The sequence below is a fragment of the Sinorhizobium fredii genome (assembly GCF_002944405.1).
Classification (GTDB): Bacteria; Pseudomonadota; Alphaproteobacteria; order Rhizobiales; family Rhizobiaceae; genus Sinorhizobium; species Sinorhizobium fredii_C.
Window position 1 is genome coordinate 222,473 of sequence record NZ_CP024310.1, and the last position, 18,484, is coordinate 240,956.

16 protein-coding genes are annotated in these 18,484 nt (G+C 58.2%); 12 read left to right on the forward strand and 4 right to left on the reverse strand.

Features of this window, described 5'->3' with window-relative positions:
• Window positions 1–12: 12 nt before the first annotated feature.
• The 3 genes from NXT3_RS24680 to NXT3_RS24690 all read right to left on the reverse strand — a co-directional run bounded on the left by NXT3_RS24680 (window position 13) and on the right by NXT3_RS24690 (window position 3,345).
• Entirely contained in the window at window positions 13–462 is a 450-nt protein-coding gene (locus NXT3_RS24680; RefSeq protein WP_158665422.1) for a hypothetical protein, read from the reverse strand.
• A gap of 29 nt (window positions 463–491) precedes the next feature.
• Window positions 492–2,156 (reverse strand): GMC family oxidoreductase, encoded by a 1,665-nt coding sequence (locus NXT3_RS24685; RefSeq protein ID WP_104840832.1) that lies wholly within the window; start codon window positions 2,154–2,156, stop codon window positions 492–494.
• 73 nt (window positions 2,157–2,229) lie between these two features.
• The gene (locus tag NXT3_RS24690) at window positions 2,230–3,345 is read right to left on the reverse strand and encodes an NAD(P)-dependent alcohol dehydrogenase (protein ID WP_104840833.1); all 1,116 of its coding nucleotides are present in this window, start codon (window positions 3,343–3,345) and stop codon (window positions 2,230–2,232) included.
• Between the two features lie 293 nt (window positions 3,346–3,638).
• Here NXT3_RS24690 and NXT3_RS24695 point away from each other — a divergent pair, with 293 nt between their 5' ends.
• The gene (locus NXT3_RS24695; protein WP_234828234.1) at window positions 3,639–4,748 is read left to right on the forward strand and encodes an alcohol dehydrogenase catalytic domain-containing protein; all 1,110 of its coding nucleotides are present in this window, start codon (window positions 3,639–3,641) and stop codon (window positions 4,746–4,748) included.
• A gap of 68 nt (window positions 4,749–4,816) precedes the next feature.
• On the opposite strand, the gene NXT3_RS24700 is transcribed toward NXT3_RS24695, so the two are convergent.
• Window positions 4,817–5,275, reverse strand: a complete 459-nt coding sequence (locus NXT3_RS24700; RefSeq protein ID WP_234828235.1) for a histidine phosphatase family protein — start codon at window positions 5,273–5,275, stop codon at window positions 4,817–4,819.
• Between the two features lie 267 nt (window positions 5,276–5,542).
• On the opposite strand from NXT3_RS24700, the gene NXT3_RS24705 reads away from it, so the two are divergent.
• From NXT3_RS24705 to NXT3_RS33005, 11 genes are all read left to right on the forward strand, one after another.
• On the forward strand, window positions 5,543–6,631 hold the full coding sequence (locus NXT3_RS24705) for a substrate-binding domain-containing protein (RefSeq protein WP_104840834.1): 1,089 nt from the start codon (window positions 5,543–5,545) through the stop codon (window positions 6,629–6,631).
• 56 nt (window positions 6,632–6,687) lie between these two features.
• Window positions 6,688–8,217: a sugar ABC transporter ATP-binding protein gene (locus NXT3_RS24710; protein ID WP_104840835.1), complete on the forward strand. Its 1,530-nt coding sequence runs from the start codon at window positions 6,688–6,690 to the stop codon at window positions 8,215–8,217.
• An 11-nt stretch (window positions 8,218–8,228) separates the two neighbouring features.
• Entirely contained in the window at window positions 8,229–9,170 is a 942-nt protein-coding gene (locus NXT3_RS24715; RefSeq protein ID WP_104840836.1) for an ABC transporter permease, read from the forward strand.
• 17 nt (window positions 9,171–9,187) lie between these two features.
• Window positions 9,188–10,174: an ABC transporter permease gene (locus NXT3_RS24720; RefSeq protein WP_104840837.1), complete on the forward strand. Its 987-nt coding sequence runs from the start codon at window positions 9,188–9,190 to the stop codon at window positions 10,172–10,174.
• Between the two features lie 67 nt (window positions 10,175–10,241).
• Window positions 10,242–11,339, forward strand: coding sequence for an NAD(P)-dependent alcohol dehydrogenase (locus NXT3_RS24725; RefSeq protein ID WP_104840838.1), 1,098 nt, complete (start codon window positions 10,242–10,244; stop codon window positions 11,337–11,339).
• Window positions 11,340–11,349: 10 nt separating this feature from the next.
• On the forward strand, window positions 11,350–11,661 hold the full coding sequence (locus tag NXT3_RS24730; protein ID WP_104840839.1) for a putative quinol monooxygenase: 312 nt from the start codon (window positions 11,350–11,352) through the stop codon (window positions 11,659–11,661).
• Window positions 11,662–11,734: 73 nt separating this feature from the next.
• On the forward strand, window positions 11,735–13,000 hold the full coding sequence (locus NXT3_RS24735) for an NAD(P)/FAD-dependent oxidoreductase (RefSeq protein WP_104840840.1): 1,266 nt from the start codon (window positions 11,735–11,737) through the stop codon (window positions 12,998–13,000).
• A 64-nt stretch (window positions 13,001–13,064) separates the two neighbouring features.
• Entirely contained in the window at window positions 13,065–14,945 is a 1,881-nt protein-coding gene (locus tag NXT3_RS24740) for a methyl-accepting chemotaxis protein (RefSeq protein WP_104840841.1), read from the forward strand.
• Between the two features lie 564 nt (window positions 14,946–15,509).
• Entirely contained in the window at window positions 15,510–16,709 is a 1,200-nt protein-coding gene (locus NXT3_RS24745; RefSeq protein ID WP_104839657.1) for an IS256 family transposase, read from the forward strand.
• 148 nt (window positions 16,710–16,857) lie between these two features.
• Complete coding sequence (locus NXT3_RS33390; RefSeq protein WP_423828013.1) at window positions 16,858–17,190, forward strand: hypothetical protein; 333 nt, start codon at window positions 16,858–16,860, stop codon at window positions 17,188–17,190.
• A gap of 245 nt (window positions 17,191–17,435) precedes the next feature.
• Window positions 17,436–18,350: an AraC family transcriptional regulator gene (locus tag NXT3_RS33005; protein ID WP_272939872.1), complete on the forward strand. Its 915-nt coding sequence runs from the start codon at window positions 17,436–17,438 to the stop codon at window positions 18,348–18,350.
• Window positions 18,351–18,484 lie beyond the last annotated feature (134 nt).

Here is an 18,484-nt window from a genome sequence, read left to right on the forward strand (position 1 = left end):
CCCAATCCTGATTCAACTGATAACGGTTTTATGAAGCGCGCAGCACGAATGCTGTAAGTCCACCAGCACAAACCCCGGTAGGCATTTCGACGCCTTTCTTAATTCCGACCACGCTGCCTGTAGAGGCGCGAGCGGATCACGGGCGGATGCCAAGCCTGCCAGCGTGCGGTCTATATCCTCCATCGCGACCCGCAGGAGTTTCCCGGCGTTGGCGAGATGCCCGTGAAAATGCTGGCTGCGAGGTGTGGACCGTAGTGCGCGGAACTCCTCATTTCCCGCCTTTATGAGCCCGGCTGCGGCGGCATGGACCTCCGCGTCAAGCACATGGCGGGACCTCGCGATGGCGAGAAGGACCAGCAGCCCGGCCAGTCGGTTGGCCGCACCATGGAAATTTTCGAAGCACACCTGGGCTGAAATAGTATAGGCCGATGTTGCGTCGTCCAGCACCTCGACGACGCGCATCGAGTTCGTCTGGGATACGGCCACGCTCCTCATGCGGCATGTTCCTCCCGGGTTTCGAGCGGCGCGGCGCGCCGCCCCAAGATAAGATCAGCCGCCTTCTCCGCGATCATCAGCGTCGTGGCGTTGGTGTTGGCAGACGGCATCAAAGGCATGATGGAAGCATCTGCGATCCGAAGGCCGGACAGCCCATGTACCCGCAGCTGTGAGTCAACCACAGTCCCGGGGGTGGAGCGCGGCCCCATCCGGGTGGTGCCGATCATGTGGTAGACAGTCGTGCCCTTCTGGCGCGCAAAGTCGAGGAGCTCGTCGTCGCTCTCGAGATTTGGCGTCGGAGACGTCTCAGCATCCATATATCTGCTGAGAGCGTTGGTCCGGAACAACTGTCGCGCTAGCCGCATGCCGCCAAGCAGTGCCATTTGATCTGTCTTGTGCGTGAGATAGTTGGGCTGGATCGCCGGAGGCTCGAAGACGTTCGACGACTTGATATGGGCGAACCCGAGGCTCTCAGGGCGCTCCTGCCAGACGCCGAGCGTCAGGCCAGGATGCGTGTCCAGCAACCCGACTACGCCTTCGCGGAAGCTTGCCGGCGCGCACGCGAACTCAAGATCTGGCCTGGGCAACGAAGGATCGGACTTCCAGAAGATGTGAACAAGTGACGGGCTGACCGCAAGTATGCTCGGCTTCCCGAAAGCCCAGCGAGCGATCTGGCCAAGCAGGGCAGGGCCGTAGGCTAAATCGTTGATGGTCGTTGAGCCTTTTACGCGGGCAACCATGCGAACGGCGTAGTGATCGCGGAGGTTGTTGCCCACGCCCCAGAGCTCATGGAAAACCTTGACCCCGGCGCGCCGCAGAACGTCCGCTGGTCCGATCCCCGACAGTTGGAGAAGCTTGGGCGTATTGAGCGCGCCTGCGGTGAGGATTACCTCTCGCGTCGCGCGGAGTTCGCGTCGAGCTCCGCCTGGTCCTCCCGTGATATATGCGACGCCAACAGCCTTTGTGCCCTCAAAGAGTATGGAGGTGGCTTGGCTATTCGTGCGGACGTCCACGTTGCCACGCTTCATTGCCCTGCGAAGGAAGGCTCTGGCGGAGCTGTGCCTGAATCCTTTGTAGATCGTCCGCTGAAAATATCCTGCGCCATCCTGGCTAGCGCCGTTATAGTCCGGATTCCGGGGAATTCCCAACTCTATTGCCGCATCGATCAAGGCCTCGCTGACGGGATGGTGCCAGTCCAAATCGGTGATCGGCAACTCACCGTCGCGTCCGCGATAGCGTTCATCGGCATTACCGATACGACGCTCCGATCGTTTGAAGTAGTGCAGGATTTCCTTATAGCTCCATCCAGGATTTCCTTCAGCGGCCCAGTTGTCGTAGTCTACGGCCTGCCCCCGGACGTAATTAAGACCGTTGATCGAGCTTGATCCGCCAAGTACTCGTCCCTGTGGCAGGGAAAAACTCCTGTTGTTCGTGCCCGGATTCGGTTCGGACATGAAGTTCCAGGTGAGTTTTTTGCTGTAGATGTTCTTGATATACCCGGCGGGGACATGAATCATTGGATTGTTGTCCTTTGGACCCGCTTCCAGAAGACAGACTTTGAAACCTGCGTCGCTCAATCGATTCGTAACGACACACCCGGAAGTTCCGCCTCCGACTACGACGTAATCGAACGTCTCTCCTTCAGCCTGCGCGTTTGCCATCTCTCCTCCGAATGCAAATGCTGTCCCATGGTGCCGCAAGCGTCGTCGCGGCCCCTGTATGTCTCGGACGTGACTATGAAGCCCTATGGTTCATGCGCAGGATTGGCTTAATTATCTTCCCGCTTTCTGAGTCGGCCATCGCCTCGTTGATGTCGTCGAGATCGTAAAACTGGACGAGCTTGTCGAACGGGAATCGACCTTGCTGCCAGTACTCAATCAGGCGGGGAACGAATTCAGACGGAATGCTTTGTCCTTCGACGATCCCGACGAGGGTGCGGCCAAACAGGAAGTTGCCGATGTCGATGGTGCCTTCGGTGCCGAGCGCGGAAGAGCCGACGAGTCCGCAAGTTCCCGGCGTGCCGAGGCAATCGACGGCCTGCCGGAAAACCTTAGGCGAGCTCGTGCATTCCAGGCTGAAGTCCACGCCGGCCGGAGCTAGTTCCTTGATGGCCTTGACACTGTCTTCCTTGCGGGCGTTGATTGTATGTGTCGCGCCGAGTTCAAGGGCAAGCTCGAGACGCTCATCGTTGAGATCGACGACGATAACGGTCGTGCACCCTGCGATCCTGGAGGCCATGACTGCCGCCATCCCGACCGCTCCTGCACCGAAGATCGCGATTGAGGACCCGGGCTTCGGCTTGAGGCAGTTTAAGACCGCGCCCGCGCCGGTCTGGAGTCCGCAACCGAGCGGGCCGATAAGCTCGAGGGGGACGTCCTTGGGAACCTTGACCGCGTTACGCTCGCTGGCGATGGCGTATGTTGCGAACGAGGACTGTTCGAAAAAGCAACCGCTGATCTGCTTGCCATGGGAATCGTGGATGGGGCAGGTGCCGTCGGGACGAGTGCCGCGGAAGTTTCTTCCGAAGAAATCCTCGCAATAATAGGGCGTGCCGGTAAGACACTTTTCGCACTTGCCGCAGTAGGCGTAGCTAAGGGCTACGTGGTCACCGGGAACGAGTCCCGTGACTTCGCTCCCGATCGCCTCGACGACGCCGGAGCCTTCATGTCCGAGGACGACCGGTTGCGGTACGTCGTATCCCTGATCTCGGACGACCATGTCCGTATGGCAGACGCCGGAGGCGACGATTCGTACTAGGATTTCGTCCGCCCGCGGTTCATCAATCCCAATGCACTCCAAGACGAGAGCCTTCGCCTTCTCTCTCGAAATTGCAGCATACGCTTGCTTCATAGAATGAGCTCCTCCAGTGCGCCTCAGCGCAATAGTGCGCGAAACTACGCATCATCAGACAATCAGTCAATAATTTTTGGAAGTGCCCTGCCGAGATCTATGCTGCCAGAGCCCTTTTTCATCTTTGTGTCGAGAGAACGCCGTGGTTACGGTAGCTGGTCCACATCTTACGAGCGGTCTGGTTCCCCGGCTCGCCAGCGGCAAGGTATAATATTGACAGATTGACAGACGACCACTACCCATTTCCCAGTCGGGAAAGCAACGTCACCTGCAAATGTCAGGAGGAGGCCGGAATGTTCGAAGCGCCGAAAGCGTGGTCTAGTCGCTCAATGAAAGCCGCGCAGATTGAGGGGGTAAGGGGACGAATCGCGGTTGCGGAGGTAAGGGTTCCGGAACTGGAGCCAGATGACGCTCTCGTTAGGGTCGTCGCGTCGGGTATTTGCCGCAGTGACTGGCATTTGTGGAACGGCGACTGGGAATGGGTCGGCATGAAACTTCAGCCCGGAGCCGTTCTCGGGCATGAGATCGGCGGCGTTGTCGAAGCCGTCGGATCAAACGTCAAGTCCGTCCGCCCAGGGCAACGCGTCACGGTGCCGTTCAATCTGGCGTGCGGGCACTGCCACCATTGCTCTCGCGGGGAACAGAACATCTGCGACAACGCGGCTGTCCCGCATCTCATCCCAGGATCAGGCGGTTGGGCGCAGTACATGCGCGCGCCCAACGCGAACCTGAACTGCGTACCGCTTCCGGAGGGGGTGGACGAACTTACTGCTGCGGCGCTTGGTTGCCGCTACATGACTGCGTGGCGTGCGATCCAGAGCCGAGGCGCCCTGCGCGGTGGAGAGAGTGTCGCCGTTTTTGGGTGTGGTGGCGTCGGGCAGGCCGCGATCGAAATCGCAGCATCGCTCGGCGGACGTGTCATCGCTGTCGATGTCGATGATGCAAAGCTCGCGAAGGCAAAGGAAATCGGCGCGCATGCCGTCGTCAATGCTAAGGGTCTTTCTTCTGAGCAGGCCGGCGGAGCAGTTAGGAGAAACACCGAACGAGACGCCGGGGTCGACCTTGCGGTCGATGCGCTCGGTAGCGTCGCGACGGTACACGGCGCTCTCCATTCGCTACGCAAAGGCGGCCGCCTGTCCCAGGTTGGTCTAACATCCCAGGAGGAGAAAGGCGTCGTGGCGGTTCCGATGGATATGATCGTGCTAAAAGAGCTTGAAATTCGCGGCAGTCTCGGCAACCCCCAGAGCGAGTACGACGACCTCCTCAGCCTCGTCGCATCGAGGAAACTCAACCCGACTTCACTGGTCAGTCGAACGGTTTCGCTCGGTGACGTCGAATCGGTTCTACATGACATGGATAGCTTTAAAACGAGCGGCTACGTGGTCATCACGGACTTCGATTGAGGCTGACGGCGAGGTGGTCCGGCCGCGGCATCATTCGTCTTCGGTCAGAACGAACTTGTCGGTAAGAGTCAGGACGTTTCCAGTGCGAACGAACTGCCCTCATCGAGTTCCCGTGAGCTACAAGTATTACCGTTTGCCCCCTCAGCAGCAACGGAATGACCTCGCAAAGTAAGAACGGTACAAAGCTCGTGCGCTGGTGTCGCGGATGCCACCGGGTGGCCGGGTGCTAAAGGAGCGCCGCAAACCCAACGTTTTCGCGCCTCATCCTTGTTCATCCCTGTCAGCTCGCCGTAATCTCGCTCGTTCAATGCCTCGGTCTGAGACAGCTCCAAGCGGTCGCCTTGCGTTTCGCGTAGGATTACAGAACGCCGCGTCGAAAACGAACCGATTGCCGCGAGTCTTTCGCTAGCCTGACGACTTTCGTAGCGCCCTTTCAATGAAAGTGGCGCGTCCTTCCAACCCGTGAATTCGTTCCGCTCATTCCCCTCGCTTTGCCTATGGCGGACGATGACGAAGGTTGATGACAATTAAGTGCCTTCGCGTTCCGCAAGTTACATGATTGTCTTATTGTCTCACTTGTTGGCAGATCATTGAAAAGTAGAAGACATATCAATCTGATAGGAACTTTCATGGCCCACATTCATTAGTTTCTGACCGAGCTTATTGACAGATTGTCTGAAGATTTATAAGGATGCAACTGCCGTGCTGAGGAGCGTCCGGCAACAGCTGGAGACAGGCGGCTCTCGCGCTAGCAGACAAAATTGGCCGCCCAGGGCGGTAGAGGAGGAGCTTTTATGAAAAGACGCACATTCCTACAGGCGGGCAGTGCTTTGCTCGCCGCCGGCACGTTCGGGGTGCCGAACATTCTTCGCGCCGCGAACGATATCCACATCCTTCCCGACACTTGGCCCTCCGAGGGCGATAACCCGATCGTTGAGGCGGGCGAATTCGCGAAGCCTGGTCCCTGGAAAATTGGCCACAGTCATTATGGTCTCGCAGGGTCGACCCACACCTACCAGACTGCCTTCGAAGCGGAATTCGAAATCACACGCAATAAGGACCGCGTCACCGATTACCAGTTCCGCAGTGCGGACTTGAACCCATCAAAGCAGGTGGCCGATATCGAAGACCTCATCGCGCAGAAAGTGGACGCGATTGTCATCGCTCCGCTAACCACGGGTTCGGCCGTAGAGGGTATCAAGAAGGCCAAGGCAGCGGGCATACCAACCGTGGTCTACCTCGGCCGCGTCGATACCGACGATTTCACTGTTCAGGTGCAGGGCGACGACTTCTACTTCGGGCGCGTTATGGCCCAGTTCCTCGTCGACAAGCTCGGTAACAAGGGCAAAGTTTGGGTCCTGCGCGGCGTTGCCGGCCATCCAATCGATGCCGACCGCTACAACGGCGCCATGGAAGTCTTCAGCAAGTCCGGTCTCGAGATCACTTCGACGCAGCACGGCAGCTGGTCCTACGAAGATTCCAAGAAGATCGCGGAAAATCTCTATCTCTCCGACCCTGACGTCGCAGGCGTTTGGACCGATGGCGCGAATATGTCGCTCGGCGTTCTGGATGCTCTTCAGGAAGCCGGTGCGTCAACGATCCCACCGATCACCGGCGAAGCCCTCAATGGTTGGATGCGTCGTTGGAACGACGAAAAGCTATCGTCGATTGGACCGATTTGCCCGCCGGCACTTTCCACAGCCGCGCTGCGCGCCGCGTTCGCGCTTCTCGAGGGAAGGCCGATCAATCGCAACTGGACGAATCGTCCCAAGCCAATCACCGACGAGACGCTCTCCCAGTTCTACAGGGCAGATCTCACCGACGCGTATTGGGCTCCTACGGAAATGCCGGACGAGAAGCTCCTTGAGTACTTCAGGGCCTGAAGCAAGCCGGGCGCGGGTTTTCCGCGCCCGCAACTCAAACACATACGGAAGTTCTCATGAGCATGCTTGTCGAAATGGTCGGCATCAATAAGTCGTTTGGCGCCACGAAGGTCCTATCCGACGTTCGCTTCTCGCTGGAGTCCGGCTCGGTGCACGCTCTGATGGGCGAGAATGGCGCGGGTAAATCTACGCTGATGCGAATTCTGTCAGGCGTTTATCAGCCCACCTCTGGAACCGTTCGGCTTCGAGGTCAGGAGGTCAGATTTCGCGCTCCCAAGGAAGCACGTCTCGCCGGGGTATCGACAGTATTCCAAGAATTTACTCTCGTACCCAATCTAACCGTCGCTGAGAACATGTTCCTCGGTCACGAGCCACGGCGTGCCGACGGCTCCATCGACAGGGCGGAGGTAATCGACAGGTCACGCCGTCTGCTATCAGACGTGTTCCCCCAGCTCGACCCAACGGCAATCGTCGACACGCTGACGGTCGCTCAGCAACAGGCTGTCGAAATCGCGAAAGGTCTCACATCGAATGCGGATGTCTTCATCTTCGACGAGCCGACGGCAGCGTTGAACTCGGCTGACGTCGAACACCTGTTCAAAGTGATCCGGGACCTGAAGGGTGCGGGTAAGGCCGTTGTCTACATCTCACATAGGATGAACGAAGTTTTCGAACTCTGTGACAAGATCACAGTCATGAAGGACGGAGCGTGGGTCAAGACCGCGAGGGCGGAAGACTTCAACCTGCATTCCCTTGTCGCGACGATGGTCGGTCGCGAGCTACAGAACTTTTTCCCGTCGCGAGCCGGTGAAATGGGTGACCATATGCTGGAGGTTTCCAAACTTCGCCTCGACGCCGAAGGGCCGGAGGTTCAGTTCTCCGTAAAAAGAGGAGAAATCCTCGGGCTTGCTGGGCTTGAGGGGCAAGGACAACGCGAAATTATGAGAGCGTTAGTCGGCGTGGAGTCAGCGAAATCCATCTCTGTCCGACGGAGCATTGCCGACGCATCCATGCGTGCTGTAGACGTCTCTTCCGGCTTCTCCAACGCCATCTCCGCAGGCATCGGCTTCATACCTGAAGACCGTAAACAGGAAGGTCTGTTTCTCCGTCTGCCAATTTACGACAACATCGCGCTGGGCAAGCAACTAAACCGGCGCATGGCTAGTGTCGCGTGGAGATCCGTTTCGCGCGTCCGCGAAATCATCAAGTCGCTGCACGTGGCTGCAGCCGACCCGGACGCACCCGTTGGAAAGCTCTCCGGCGGAAACCAGCAAAAGGTCCTGCTCGGGCGCTGGCTTCTCTCAGGCGTAGACATTCTTGTGATCGAGGAGCCGACACGCGGCGTCGACGTCGGCGCGAAGGCTGAGATCTATCGCCTGCTCCGTGACTTCAGCGAGAGCGGCGGAGCTGTGATCGTCTCCTCCCGTGAACTCGCCGAACTCATCGGCCTCTGTGACAACATTCTGATCGTTCACGACAGGAAGATCGTGGGCCAGACGCCAGCGGCGGGAGCCACCGAAGAAAGTATTCTTGGTACAGCGTTGGGTTCTCATTCCACGCATGATCAGCGCGCTGCGGTTCATTGAGGAGGAGTTTTATGATTACCGTCGCAAGTTACCTTAGGGTTCCATATCGGGCAGGTGCGATCCGGCTTTCGATTGGGACGCTCCTCCTGATGGTCGTCGCATCAATTATCTTCCTGCCCGGCTTTCTCGCGGGCGAAAACCTCTCGAACCTGCTTGCGCAGTCGACCACGCTTGTCATCTCGGCGCTGGGCCAGACGTTCGTGATTCTGACCGGTGGTCTTGACGTTTCGGTAGGCTCGATCATCAGCATGACGACTGCGATAATGACCCTGGACATGCCCGCCTTTATGCGAATCCTACTCTGCATCGCGGTTGCAACTGCGTTCGGCTTGGTCAACGGCTACGGCGTCGCACGCCTGAACGTCCACCCGATCATCATGACTCTCGCGACTATGGGAATTGGCCAGGGTCTTGCCCTAATCATACTTCCGATTCCTGGGGGTAGGGTGCCGGATTGGCTTTCGACGTCCGTGGCGGGCTCGATTGGCCCGGTGCCGAACACTTTGGTTTGGCTCATCGTTGCTTCGCTCGTCGCTGCCTGGATCCTCTATCGCCGACCGTTTGGGCTCTATCTTTTCGCCGCCGGTGGCAATGAATTCAACGCCCGTATGAACGGCGTGCCGGTGGAACGGACGATCATCAACGCCTATGTCCTGTCGGCCCTCTTCGCCTGCGCCGCAGGGATGTTCCTGACTGGGCGGCTCGCGTCGGGCGATCCCAAGGGCGGAGCCACTTTCGGGATCGAGTCGGTTACGGCGGTCGCACTCGGCGGCGTTCACCTCGCCGGCGGCATCGGAAGCGTCTTCGGTACGGTCGTAGGAGCCGCGATCTTGGGTCTCATCAACAACGTAATGAACCTCGCGAATGTGTCCGCCTTCCTGCAATCGGTGGCTAAGGGCGGGCTGCTCCTCGTGCTCGTTGTATCGCAGCGACGCAAAACAATCGGACTTTGAAAAAGAGGGACACCTCGATGACCACCGTTAATTCCAAGCCGGGTGCGCCATCCGCCTCGTTTAACGGCAAGCGCGTTGTTTCCTGGATCAGCGGCTTGCCTCCGGCTTATTATGTGCTTTCCATCCTCATCGCCGTAGCGCCTGCCGTGAGCGCGACCCTTATCAACCCGAACTATTGGTTTGTGATCCTAAAGCAGTCCGCCCCACTTGGCATCGCGGTGCTGGCCCAGTCTCTGGTGATGAGAGTTCGGTCGATCGACCTCTCGGTCAGCGGTGTATTCGCTTTCGCGATTTACCTCGCGAGTTCGGGCCTGTTGAACAGCTATCCGCCCCTCCTGACAGTGGCGATGCCTATCATTGTCGGCTTGCTGGTCGGTATCATCAATGGTGTCCTTGTTGCCTATGTCCGCGCGTCCGCAGTAATCTCAACGCTAAGTGTCTCGGCAATGCTGATTGGTATCATTCAGTATATGAGTGCGGGCAGGGCGCCGGGTTCTACGCCAACATGGTTGCGCGTGCTGACGAACGGCAACGTGTACGGACTGTCGTATTCCGTCATCATCTGGGTCGCGACCTCGGTCCTTGTAGCCATCGCTTTCCGCTTCTTGATCATCGGTCGCTACTTCCGTGCAGTAGGTGATAACCCTCGCGCCGCCGAGACAACGGGCATTCCGCTTGCCCGAACGATATTCGTCTCGCATGTGACGGCTGGATTCCTGACTGGGATAGCCGCACTTGTTCAGATATCCGCCTTGGCCGTCGGCACAATAAAGCCAGGTTTCGACACCTTCATGAACGCATTGGCCGCAACGATCCTTGGCGGCGTCACGTTCGGCGTCGATCGTGGCGGCGTTGCTGGTCCGTTTGTCGCGGTGGTCGCCTTCAGCTTCCTGTTCGCAATGCTGACTGTTTTCGGCATCCAGGAACCAGGAAAGCTCATTGCTCAGGGCCTGATCATCGCGCTGGCTGCGATCATCTACGGAGCTCGCGCAGGCCGCATCTGAGCCCGCGCACCGAGTTGTCGATTGGTTTCATTCCCGCGCCTTCGCTAGACAAAGCAGGAGAGAAGAAATGGTCAAGATCACTGCGGCTGTTGCCGTGAAGCCGAAGGCTCCACTGGAGTTCCGGGACTTGGAACTGGCTGATCCTGAGGGGAACGAGATCCTTGTCCGCACTGTCGCAACCGGTATTTGCCACACCGATTTGCTCCTGAGAGACGGCATCTTCGGCCCCGCGGCTCCCGTCATTCCGGGACACGAAGGCGTCGGGATTGTCGAGGCAACCGGGCCGGATGTGCAGGGATTGAAAGTAGGCGACGCTGTCGCCCTCAGTCAGAGTTCATGCGGATTCTGCCCAGATTGCCGACGATCGCATCCCATGAACTGCCAGAACTACACGCAGTACAACTTGACGGGTCTGCGGGCAAACGGGAAGAGAGCCATCGTATGTGACGAGGTGGGCAGCAATTTCGTAGGGCAGTCTTCCTTCGCGACCCACATTCTGGCGACAGAGAACAACGCCGCTCTACTCCCCTCGGAGGGATTCGACCTGACAAATGCAGCCCCACTGGGCTGCGGCATGGCAACCGGGGCGGGCACTGTCATAAACGCCATGAAACCGGAGATCGGCTCTACGATTGCTATCTTCGGTGCGGGGGCCGTTGGTATGGCGGCAATCATGGCCGCCAGAGTGCGTCAATGCAGCAAGATCATAGTCGTCGATCTGAACCCACAGCGTCTCGAGATGGCCAAGGAGCTGGGCGCGACGCACGCCGTCAACGGCAAGGACGCCGATGTGGTGGAACAGATTCACGCGCTGACCGGCGGTGGCGCTGACTTCGCCGTTGAGGCCGTCGGTATCATTCCAGTTATCCTAAGTTCCATCAAATGCACGCGGCCCGGCGGACATGTCGTTCTGCTCGGCCTGGATGCGCTCGGCAAGGACATCCCAATTCCGCTCGATCTCATGGTCTTCAACCGCAAAATTCAGGGCGCAATCCTTGGCGACCAAATCCCGCAATTGTTTATCCCGCAGATGGTTCAGCTCAATCAGGTAGGCCTGTTTCCATTTCAGAAGCTGATCACGAAGTATCCGTTCGAGAAGATCAACGAGGCTATCGCGGATGCCGAGGCGGGTCGCGTTATCAAGCCGGTCATCGTGTTCAACTAGGAGCCAGTCGATGTCATCCACGAAATCCGCGGAACAGCACCTCATCGTCGAATTCAAGACCACAACACTGAACAGGGGACGCGTGAAGGAACTCCTCCTGGAATTCATCGGACCGGCGCGTGAAGAGTCAGGGTGCCTTTATTACGACCTCTACCAGCGCTCGGACGAGCCCAACACGTTCTACATCCTTGATGGCTGGGCGAACGAGGAGGCGGTGGCCCGGCACGGCAAGCATCCCAACGTGGTCCGCGTTCTGGAACCGCTCCTGCCACTGCTCGTCAGTCCCCCGTCTATCATTGTGAATAGCCGAGTAAGCGACTGACGGACACTCGTTCGTGGCTCGTTCAAACGGCGCTTGGGGTGAGACGCACCCCGGCCATTCTCGTGGAGTGAAAATGGCGCAACATCGCGTAGTGGTCGTAGGCGGAGGCTTCGCGGGTCTCCAACTCGCCAGGGACCTCAAGTGTCCCGAAACTTCCATCACGATCATTGATCGGCGCAACCATCACCTGTTTCAACCGCTGCTGTACCAAGTCGCGACAACGGTGCTTGCGACATCGGAAATCGCTTGGCCGATAAGGACCCTGTTCCGCGAACGAAAGGACATCTCTACGCTGCTCGGCGAAGTCGTCGGGATCGACACAGAGCAACGCACGGTATTGCTAAAGGGCGGGCCTTCGGTGCCATACGACACTCTCGTTCTGGCCACGGGAGCGCGCCACGCATACTTTGGGCGTGACGAGTGGGAGCCCTTTGCGCCCGGCCTGAAGGCGCTCGAGGATGCGACGACGATACGGAGACGCCTCCTTCTAGCCTTTGAGAAAGCCGAATTGGAGGCTGACCCCGAGCGCAGGAAGGCCCTTCTGACCTTTAGCATCATCGGTGCCGGGCCGACTGGCGTAGAGATGGCGGGCATCATTGCCCAGCTCGCTCATAGAACTCTTGTGGAGGAGTTTCGAAGCATTGACACATCGTCGGCCCGCATTCTGTTGATCGAGGCTGGGCCGCGAGTTCTTCCGGTCTTTCCGCCCGCGCTGTCGGATTATGCCGCCAAGTCGTTAACGAAGATGGGTGTTGAAGTCTGTACCGGCCGCCCGGTGACCGCATGCGATGAAGAAGGCGTGACGATCGGAGACGAGTTCGTTCCAAGCCGGACGGTCATTTGGGCAGCAGGCGTTCAGGCGTCCAAGGCCGCCGAATGGGTTGGGGCAGAGAAGGATCGCGCGGGAAGGGCGCTCGTCGAACCAGACTTGACCGTTTCGGGGCACCCGGAAGTCTTCATCGTGGGCGACACCGCTTCCGTAAAAACCGACGACGGCAATCCAGTACCGGGCATCGCGCCCGCAGCGAAGCAACAGGGGAAGTACGTTGCCGCGGTCATAAAGGCGCGGCGTCTACAAAAACCAGCACCCGCGCCGTTCCGCTACAGACACCTCGGCAACCTGGCGACGATTGGCCCGAGTTCGGCTGTCATCCACTTCGGGAAACTTCAACTGAAGGGTTCTCTCGCTTGGTGGATATGGGGCTTGGCCCACATTTACTTCCTGATCGGCACGCGCAGCCGAATGGCCGTCGCACTCAGTTGGCTCTGGGTCTTCATGTCTGGACATCACTCGGCGCGCCTTATCACGCAAAAAGAGACACTCAAAGACGAAGTCTAACGGCAACAGGCTGCGCGGCGCCTATCGCGTCTTCATTTATCAACGACATACAGGGGGCTTTACTATGTCGTTTCTTGCAAATGTCAGCATCAAACTTAAAATGCTTCTGCTGGTGGCGCCGATCTGTGCGATCGGTATCGCCGGGCTGACGTTTGTGTCGCTCAATTATCGGACCGCTTCCCAGAGCTATGTCAGTTTCATTGCTGAGGACGAGGCAGCGGCTATTCAGATGGCGCGGGCGAGCCAACGTCTTACTGCGCTGAGTTACAACGCGTATCAAGTCATGTCCTATGACACCAAGGATCCGAGCATCAAGAAATTCGCTCTCTACTATGAGAACAACAAGGCGAAGCTGCTTTCGGAACTTCGAGCTGTCAAGCGGTTGGTTCCCGATCATAAGGAGAGCATCGATAAATTCATCTCTGCCGCAAATGGCATTCTCGAGCTGACCAACAAAGCGGTCCAACTGGCACTTAAAGGAGACACCGAAAACGCCAATGCGCTGCTGCGTCAGGCGGACCCGATGATAGCGGATCAGGTTCTTGGTATTCGTGACTGGACTGATAATTTCACAAACGCGATCGATCTCAAGAGCCAGCAATTGGCGAACGGCGCCGACAAAACAAGCCTGTATTCGCTGGTCATCATCACAGGCCTGTTTGCTGTATTACTGGCGGTGTCGATCTTCATCGCCTCCCGGTACGTGACGTTGCCGCTTGTTCGCCTGAGGGATCGAATGATGTCACTGGCGGATGGCAACACGGACGACGAAGTTTCGGGCGAGGAGCGGCGGGACGAGTTGGGAAGCATGGCACGAGCGGTGTCCGTTTTCCGGAGGAACGCTATTGAGCGAGCACAACTCGAATACGAAAGCGAGGTAGTGCGCGACGCAGCGGAAAGAGACCGGCAAACCCGCGAGGTGCGTGACGCGGCCGATGCGGGTGCGGCGAAGCTAGCTGTAAGCACACTTGGCTCGGCGCTTCAGCGGCTTTCGGACGGGGACCTGATCCACAGGATCGAGATACCTTTCAGAATGGATCTGGATGCACTTCGCTTCGACTACAATGCTTCGGTCGAGAAACTCCTTGCGGCGCTGTTGTCAGTGAATCAAAACGCCCGTCTGATCGATAGCAGCTGCGAAGAAATCCGTTCGGCGTCCCATGACTTGTCCAGCAGAACGGAGCGGCAAGCGGCGTCGCTACAGGAAACCGCAACAGCGGTCGGACAGGTCACGTCCGCCATTCGTGACAGCGCCATTCGCGCTGCTGACGCGAAAGTCTTGGTCGCACAAGCGAAGGCGGGTGCGGAGGCGTCTGGTGTCGTCGTTCGGTCTGCGGTCGAGGCAATGCGCAACATCGAAAGATCTTCGGCCCAGATCACGACTATCATTGGGGTCATTGATGAGATCGCCTTCCAGACGAACCTCCTTGCCTTGAACGCGGGAGTTGAAGCCTCCCGCGCCGGCGAGGCGGGTCGAGGCTTCGCAGTGGTGGCTCAAGAGGTCAGAGAATTGGCGCAAAGATCCGCGACAGCTGCCAGGGAAATCAAGCAACTGATTTCAAGTGCAAGCGCACAGGTGGAAAAAGGTGTCACTCTCGTAGATGAGACTGGGAGGAGCTTAGACCAGATTATAGTTGGGGTCGCCGAGATCGATCGGCATGTTGCAGCGATTGCCGGGTCGGCCCAAGAGCAATCCATGACCTTGGCAAACATCAATACTACCGTCGCTTTAATCGATCAGGAAACTCAGAAAAACGCGGCGATGGCAGAGCAATCCGCGGCTGCTGGCAGCATGTTAGCGTCTCAGGCGGAAGAACTTACCGGTCTCTTACAGCAGTTCAAGATTCATCAAACCGTGCCCGAGGAAGACAATCCTCCGGCATCTTACGACGTAGCGAGCGCGGAGGTTGTCGTGTTGGATAGATCGCGCGTGATGGGAGCGTAGGTTGTCGGGGCCGGAGGAAGCGACTAAGCCTCATCCTCGGCGATCAGCGCTTCACAAAATCACCGGTTCTATAAACCGCGTTACCTTAAATGTTACAACGCAACAATACGATCACCAAATAGGAGAGTTTCCCCAGCCTCCTCCCGAGGCGCCTTGGCTGCCGCTGGACAGGTCCCCCGCGGCAGTCCTTTTTTCTCCGAGCATCTCCTCGAGAAGCCGGACTCGGCCATACAAAGGCTTATGTCGCGTCCATCCGGCAGGTAAGGGACGCCTATGAGGCAACTGCAATATGACCGTTTGTCCCTAGAGTTTTTGGTTTCTCAATCAAAAACCAACCAAGCCGCTTCGAACCATAGCGGCGAGAGGATGGTCGTCGTGATCGCTCAAAGTTCCCGTCTGCCCGAAGGGGTCGTGTCCCTACAGGTGGTGTAGCTCGGCGGTAGCGAAGCCGCTCGCGAGCGCGCCCTCAACAGCGCCGTAGTGAGCGGGCGGCGAAGCGGTGGTCATCGATGTTCTTCGGTAGGGTCGGGTTGCTGACACCAACCTGATTCGAAGGAACCACCGATGACCGACAACATGATGAACCTGCGTGCGCTCGTGGAGAAGTCCCCCGACGCCGATCTTTTGCGCGAGATGATCGGCTTTGCCGCCGAGCGGCTGATGGAGCTGGAGGTGGGCGCTGCCACCGGTGCCGGCTATGGCGAGAAGAACCCGCTGCGGACGGCCCAGCGCAACGGCTACCGCGAGCGGGATTGGGAGACGCGCGCCGGAACCGTCGAGCTGCGCATTCCGAAGCTCAGGAAGGGCTCTTACTTTCCGGGCTTCCTGGAGCCGCGGCGCATGGCCGAGAAGGCGCTGACGGCGGTCATTCAAGAGGCCTATGTGCAGGGAATCTCGACCCGCTCGGTCGACGATCTGGTCAAGGCCATGGGTATGAGCGGCATCTCCAAGAGCCAGGTCAGCCGGCTGTGCGAGGAGATCGACGGCAAGGTCAAGGCCTTCCTCGAGCGGCCGATCGAGGGCGACTGGCCATATCTGTGGATCGATGCCACCTACCTGAAGGTCCGCCGCGGCGGCCGCATCGTCTCCGTTGCCGTGATCATCGCCGTTGGTGTCAACAGCGACGGTCGCCGCGAGGTGCTGGGCATGGAGGTCGGCACCTCCGAAGCCGAGCCGATCTGGACGGAGTTCCTACGCAAGCTGACCCGCCGTGGCCTCAGAGGCGTCAAGCTGGTTGTCTCCGACGCCCACGAAGGCCTGAAGGTCGCCGTCACTAAGGTGCTCAACGCAACCTGGCAGCGCTGCCGGGTCCACTTCATGCGCAACGTTCTTGCCCACGCCGGCAAGAGCGGTCGGCGTGTCGTCTCCGCCTTCATCGCCACCGCCTTCGCCCAGGAGACGCCGGAAGCCGCAAGCGCCCAATGGCGCGCCGTCGCCGACCAGATCCGGCCGAAGGTGCCCAAGCTCGCCGCCATCATGGATGATGCCGAAGAAGACGTTCTCGCCTACATGACCTTCCCGAAGGAGCACCGCGCCAAGCTGCACAGCACCAACCCGATCGAGCGCCTCAACGGCGAAATCAAGCGCAGGACCGAGGTCGTCGGCATCTTCCCCAATGATGACGCCATCGTCCGCCTCGTCGGCGCGATCCTGCTCGAGCAGAACGACGAATGGGCTGTCCAACGCGCCAGATACATGACGCTAGAAACCATCAGCCAGATGAGCGATGATCCGCTCATCAGCCTGCCAGCCGTGGCGCGCTGATCATCCCGGCCCATGCCGGAGAACGCGGCGACCAAAGCCGCCACCTACACCACTCCCTGGGACATGATCCGCGAAGGCAGCACCTGGGTGCCGCCACACAGGTCCCGGCGGCAACTTTTTTGAGGTCGCGGAGCAGCAGACGGTGGCAATGCTCGGGGTGTTGGCCTCGGTCTTGCGGTCGCCACCACGATGGGCTACTCCGGCATGCCTCGTTGCGCCGGCGCTGATCGGCTTTATTGCCGAGCACATTAGCTTTGCTGTCGATTTCACCTGTTTGCCGCTGCTGTTCATCGTCGTCTTGGCTCTGTCGCACCACGCCTTTATGCCCGGGTTGCAACCCCGGCTGCGGGATGTGGGCATCGGCGAAGAGCACCTGGCCGGAATGGCCCGCCATGCGATGAAGCAGACACAGTTGCTCTTGAACAATCCCCGGGAGGTGACCGAGGCGGACGCCCTCTCTATCTACAAGGCGGCCTGGTGATGATGGAACGCAGGGACCTGGCGAGTGATCCGACTACAAGGTATTTCGGAATATTGGGCTGGATCCTCTTGTCACAATGTGAGGCTGAGCATGTCACATTCGCGCCTTGATGCCCTCGCTTTGGAAGCACCTCCGTCACTCGGAGGAATGGAAGAGAAAATACTATACGGGGAACAGATCCGGATTATCTTTCCTCATTTATTTCGACGCCGCAAAGTTTATGTCAAGGGTCGTGTGCAGTAATTGTGGAGGAGCGAAGCCCGCTGGCGTTTGATTGCAGCTTTATATCGACAGATAAATTCGCGGTGGCTATCTCAAAATACGATGGAAAATTGTCAATCTCGAGGGATGGAACAAGCGACAAAGTACACCTTTTTTTGCCCATTAGTGGGAGTGCACGGTTTAGCTGCTTTCGCGAGAGCATTGTATCAGTTCCTGGTCACGGCACCTTGTTGGAAGGGGAACGTACCTCCAGCAGTATGCAATTCAATGGCTCTCGTCATCACTTGGCGCTTATCGTAGATCGCCAATTCATTCGGAAGCAATTGGCCTTTCTGCTTGACAGAACAATAAGCGGCGACATGCACTTTCAACCTTACGTCAATCTGACGGAGGGAGCCGGCAGTGGATTCATGAACATTGCCATGGAAGTGTACCGCGGTCTGTCAAACGATTGCTGGCTGCAGAAATCGCCGATAAGTCTCAATTCCCTGTGTGAGACACTAGGGTATCTCCTTATCGAAAACTGTTCGCATCAATATAGTGACGAGCTTTCGAGACCAGGTCCAGCACCCACACCTAAGCATGTCAAATGGGCGATCGAGTTCATGGAAGAGCACATGTCCGCCCCAATTTCGTTAAACGATATTGCCTCCGCATCGAAGGTGAGTGCACGAGCGCTGCAACAAGGCTTTAAGCAATTCCGCAACACCACGCCCATGTTATATTTGCGCGATCTCCGGATGTCGGCCGTTCATGAGGATCTGCTCCAGACAGGTGAACAGTCCAGTGTTACCGAGATAGCCAGAAAGTGGGGTTTTGCTCACCTTGGGCGTTTTGCTTCTGACTACAAGAGGCGTTTTGGACAGCTACCATCCGAGACGGCCAATGAACGGCGCGGGGTTTGCCGGAGACCCAACTCGTCACAAGACGACGAATAAATCCTCCCAAAGTCTGCGCCCGTGCCGTGCGAATGGTGACGGAGGATCAAGCGAGCATACCTCTCGCTGGGTAGCGATGTGTGCGGGAATTGGCGGAGCGGTCCGCCAGTGCCGCTAAGGACATCAAAGGAATA

Coding starts and splice junctions, on each gene's coding strand:
- NXT3_RS24690 (WP_104840833.1), bottom strand. CDS start 3,345: ATGAAGCAAGCGTATGCTGCAATTTCGAGAGAGAAGGCGAAGGCTCTC.
- NXT3_RS24730 (WP_104840839.1), top strand. CDS start 11,350: ATGTCATCCACGAAATCCGCGGAACAGCACCTCATCGTCGAATTCAAG.
- NXT3_RS24710 (WP_104840835.1), top strand. CDS start 6,688: ATGAGCATGCTTGTCGAAATGGTCGGCATCAATAAGTCGTTTGGCGCC.
- NXT3_RS24695 (WP_234828234.1), top strand. CDS start 3,639: ATGTTCGAAGCGCCGAAAGCGTGGTCTAGTCGCTCAATGAAAGCCGCG.
- NXT3_RS24735 (WP_104840840.1), top strand. CDS start 11,735: ATGGCGCAACATCGCGTAGTGGTCGTAGGCGGAGGCTTCGCGGGTCTC.
- NXT3_RS24725 (WP_104840838.1), top strand. CDS start 10,242: ATGGTCAAGATCACTGCGGCTGTTGCCGTGAAGCCGAAGGCTCCACTG.
- NXT3_RS24715 (WP_104840836.1), top strand. CDS start 8,229: ATGATTACCGTCGCAAGTTACCTTAGGGTTCCATATCGGGCAGGTGCG.
- NXT3_RS24720 (WP_104840837.1), top strand. CDS start 9,188: ATGACCACCGTTAATTCCAAGCCGGGTGCGCCATCCGCCTCGTTTAAC.
- NXT3_RS24705 (WP_104840834.1), top strand. CDS start 5,543: ATGAAAAGACGCACATTCCTACAGGCGGGCAGTGCTTTGCTCGCCGCC.
- NXT3_RS24740 (WP_104840841.1), top strand. CDS start 13,065: ATGTCGTTTCTTGCAAATGTCAGCATCAAACTTAAAATGCTTCTGCTG.
- NXT3_RS24745 (WP_104839657.1), top strand. CDS start 15,510: ATGACCGACAACATGATGAACCTGCGTGCGCTCGTGGAGAAGTCCCCC.
- NXT3_RS24685 (WP_104840832.1), bottom strand. CDS start 2,156: ATGGCAAACGCGCAGGCTGAAGGAGAGACGTTCGATTACGTCGTAGTC.
- NXT3_RS33390 (WP_423828013.1), top strand. CDS start 16,858: ATGCTCGGGGTGTTGGCCTCGGTCTTGCGGTCGCCACCACGATGGGCT.
- NXT3_RS24680 (WP_158665422.1), bottom strand. CDS start 462: ATGCGCGTCGTCGAGGTGCTGGACGACGCAACATCGGCCTATACTATT.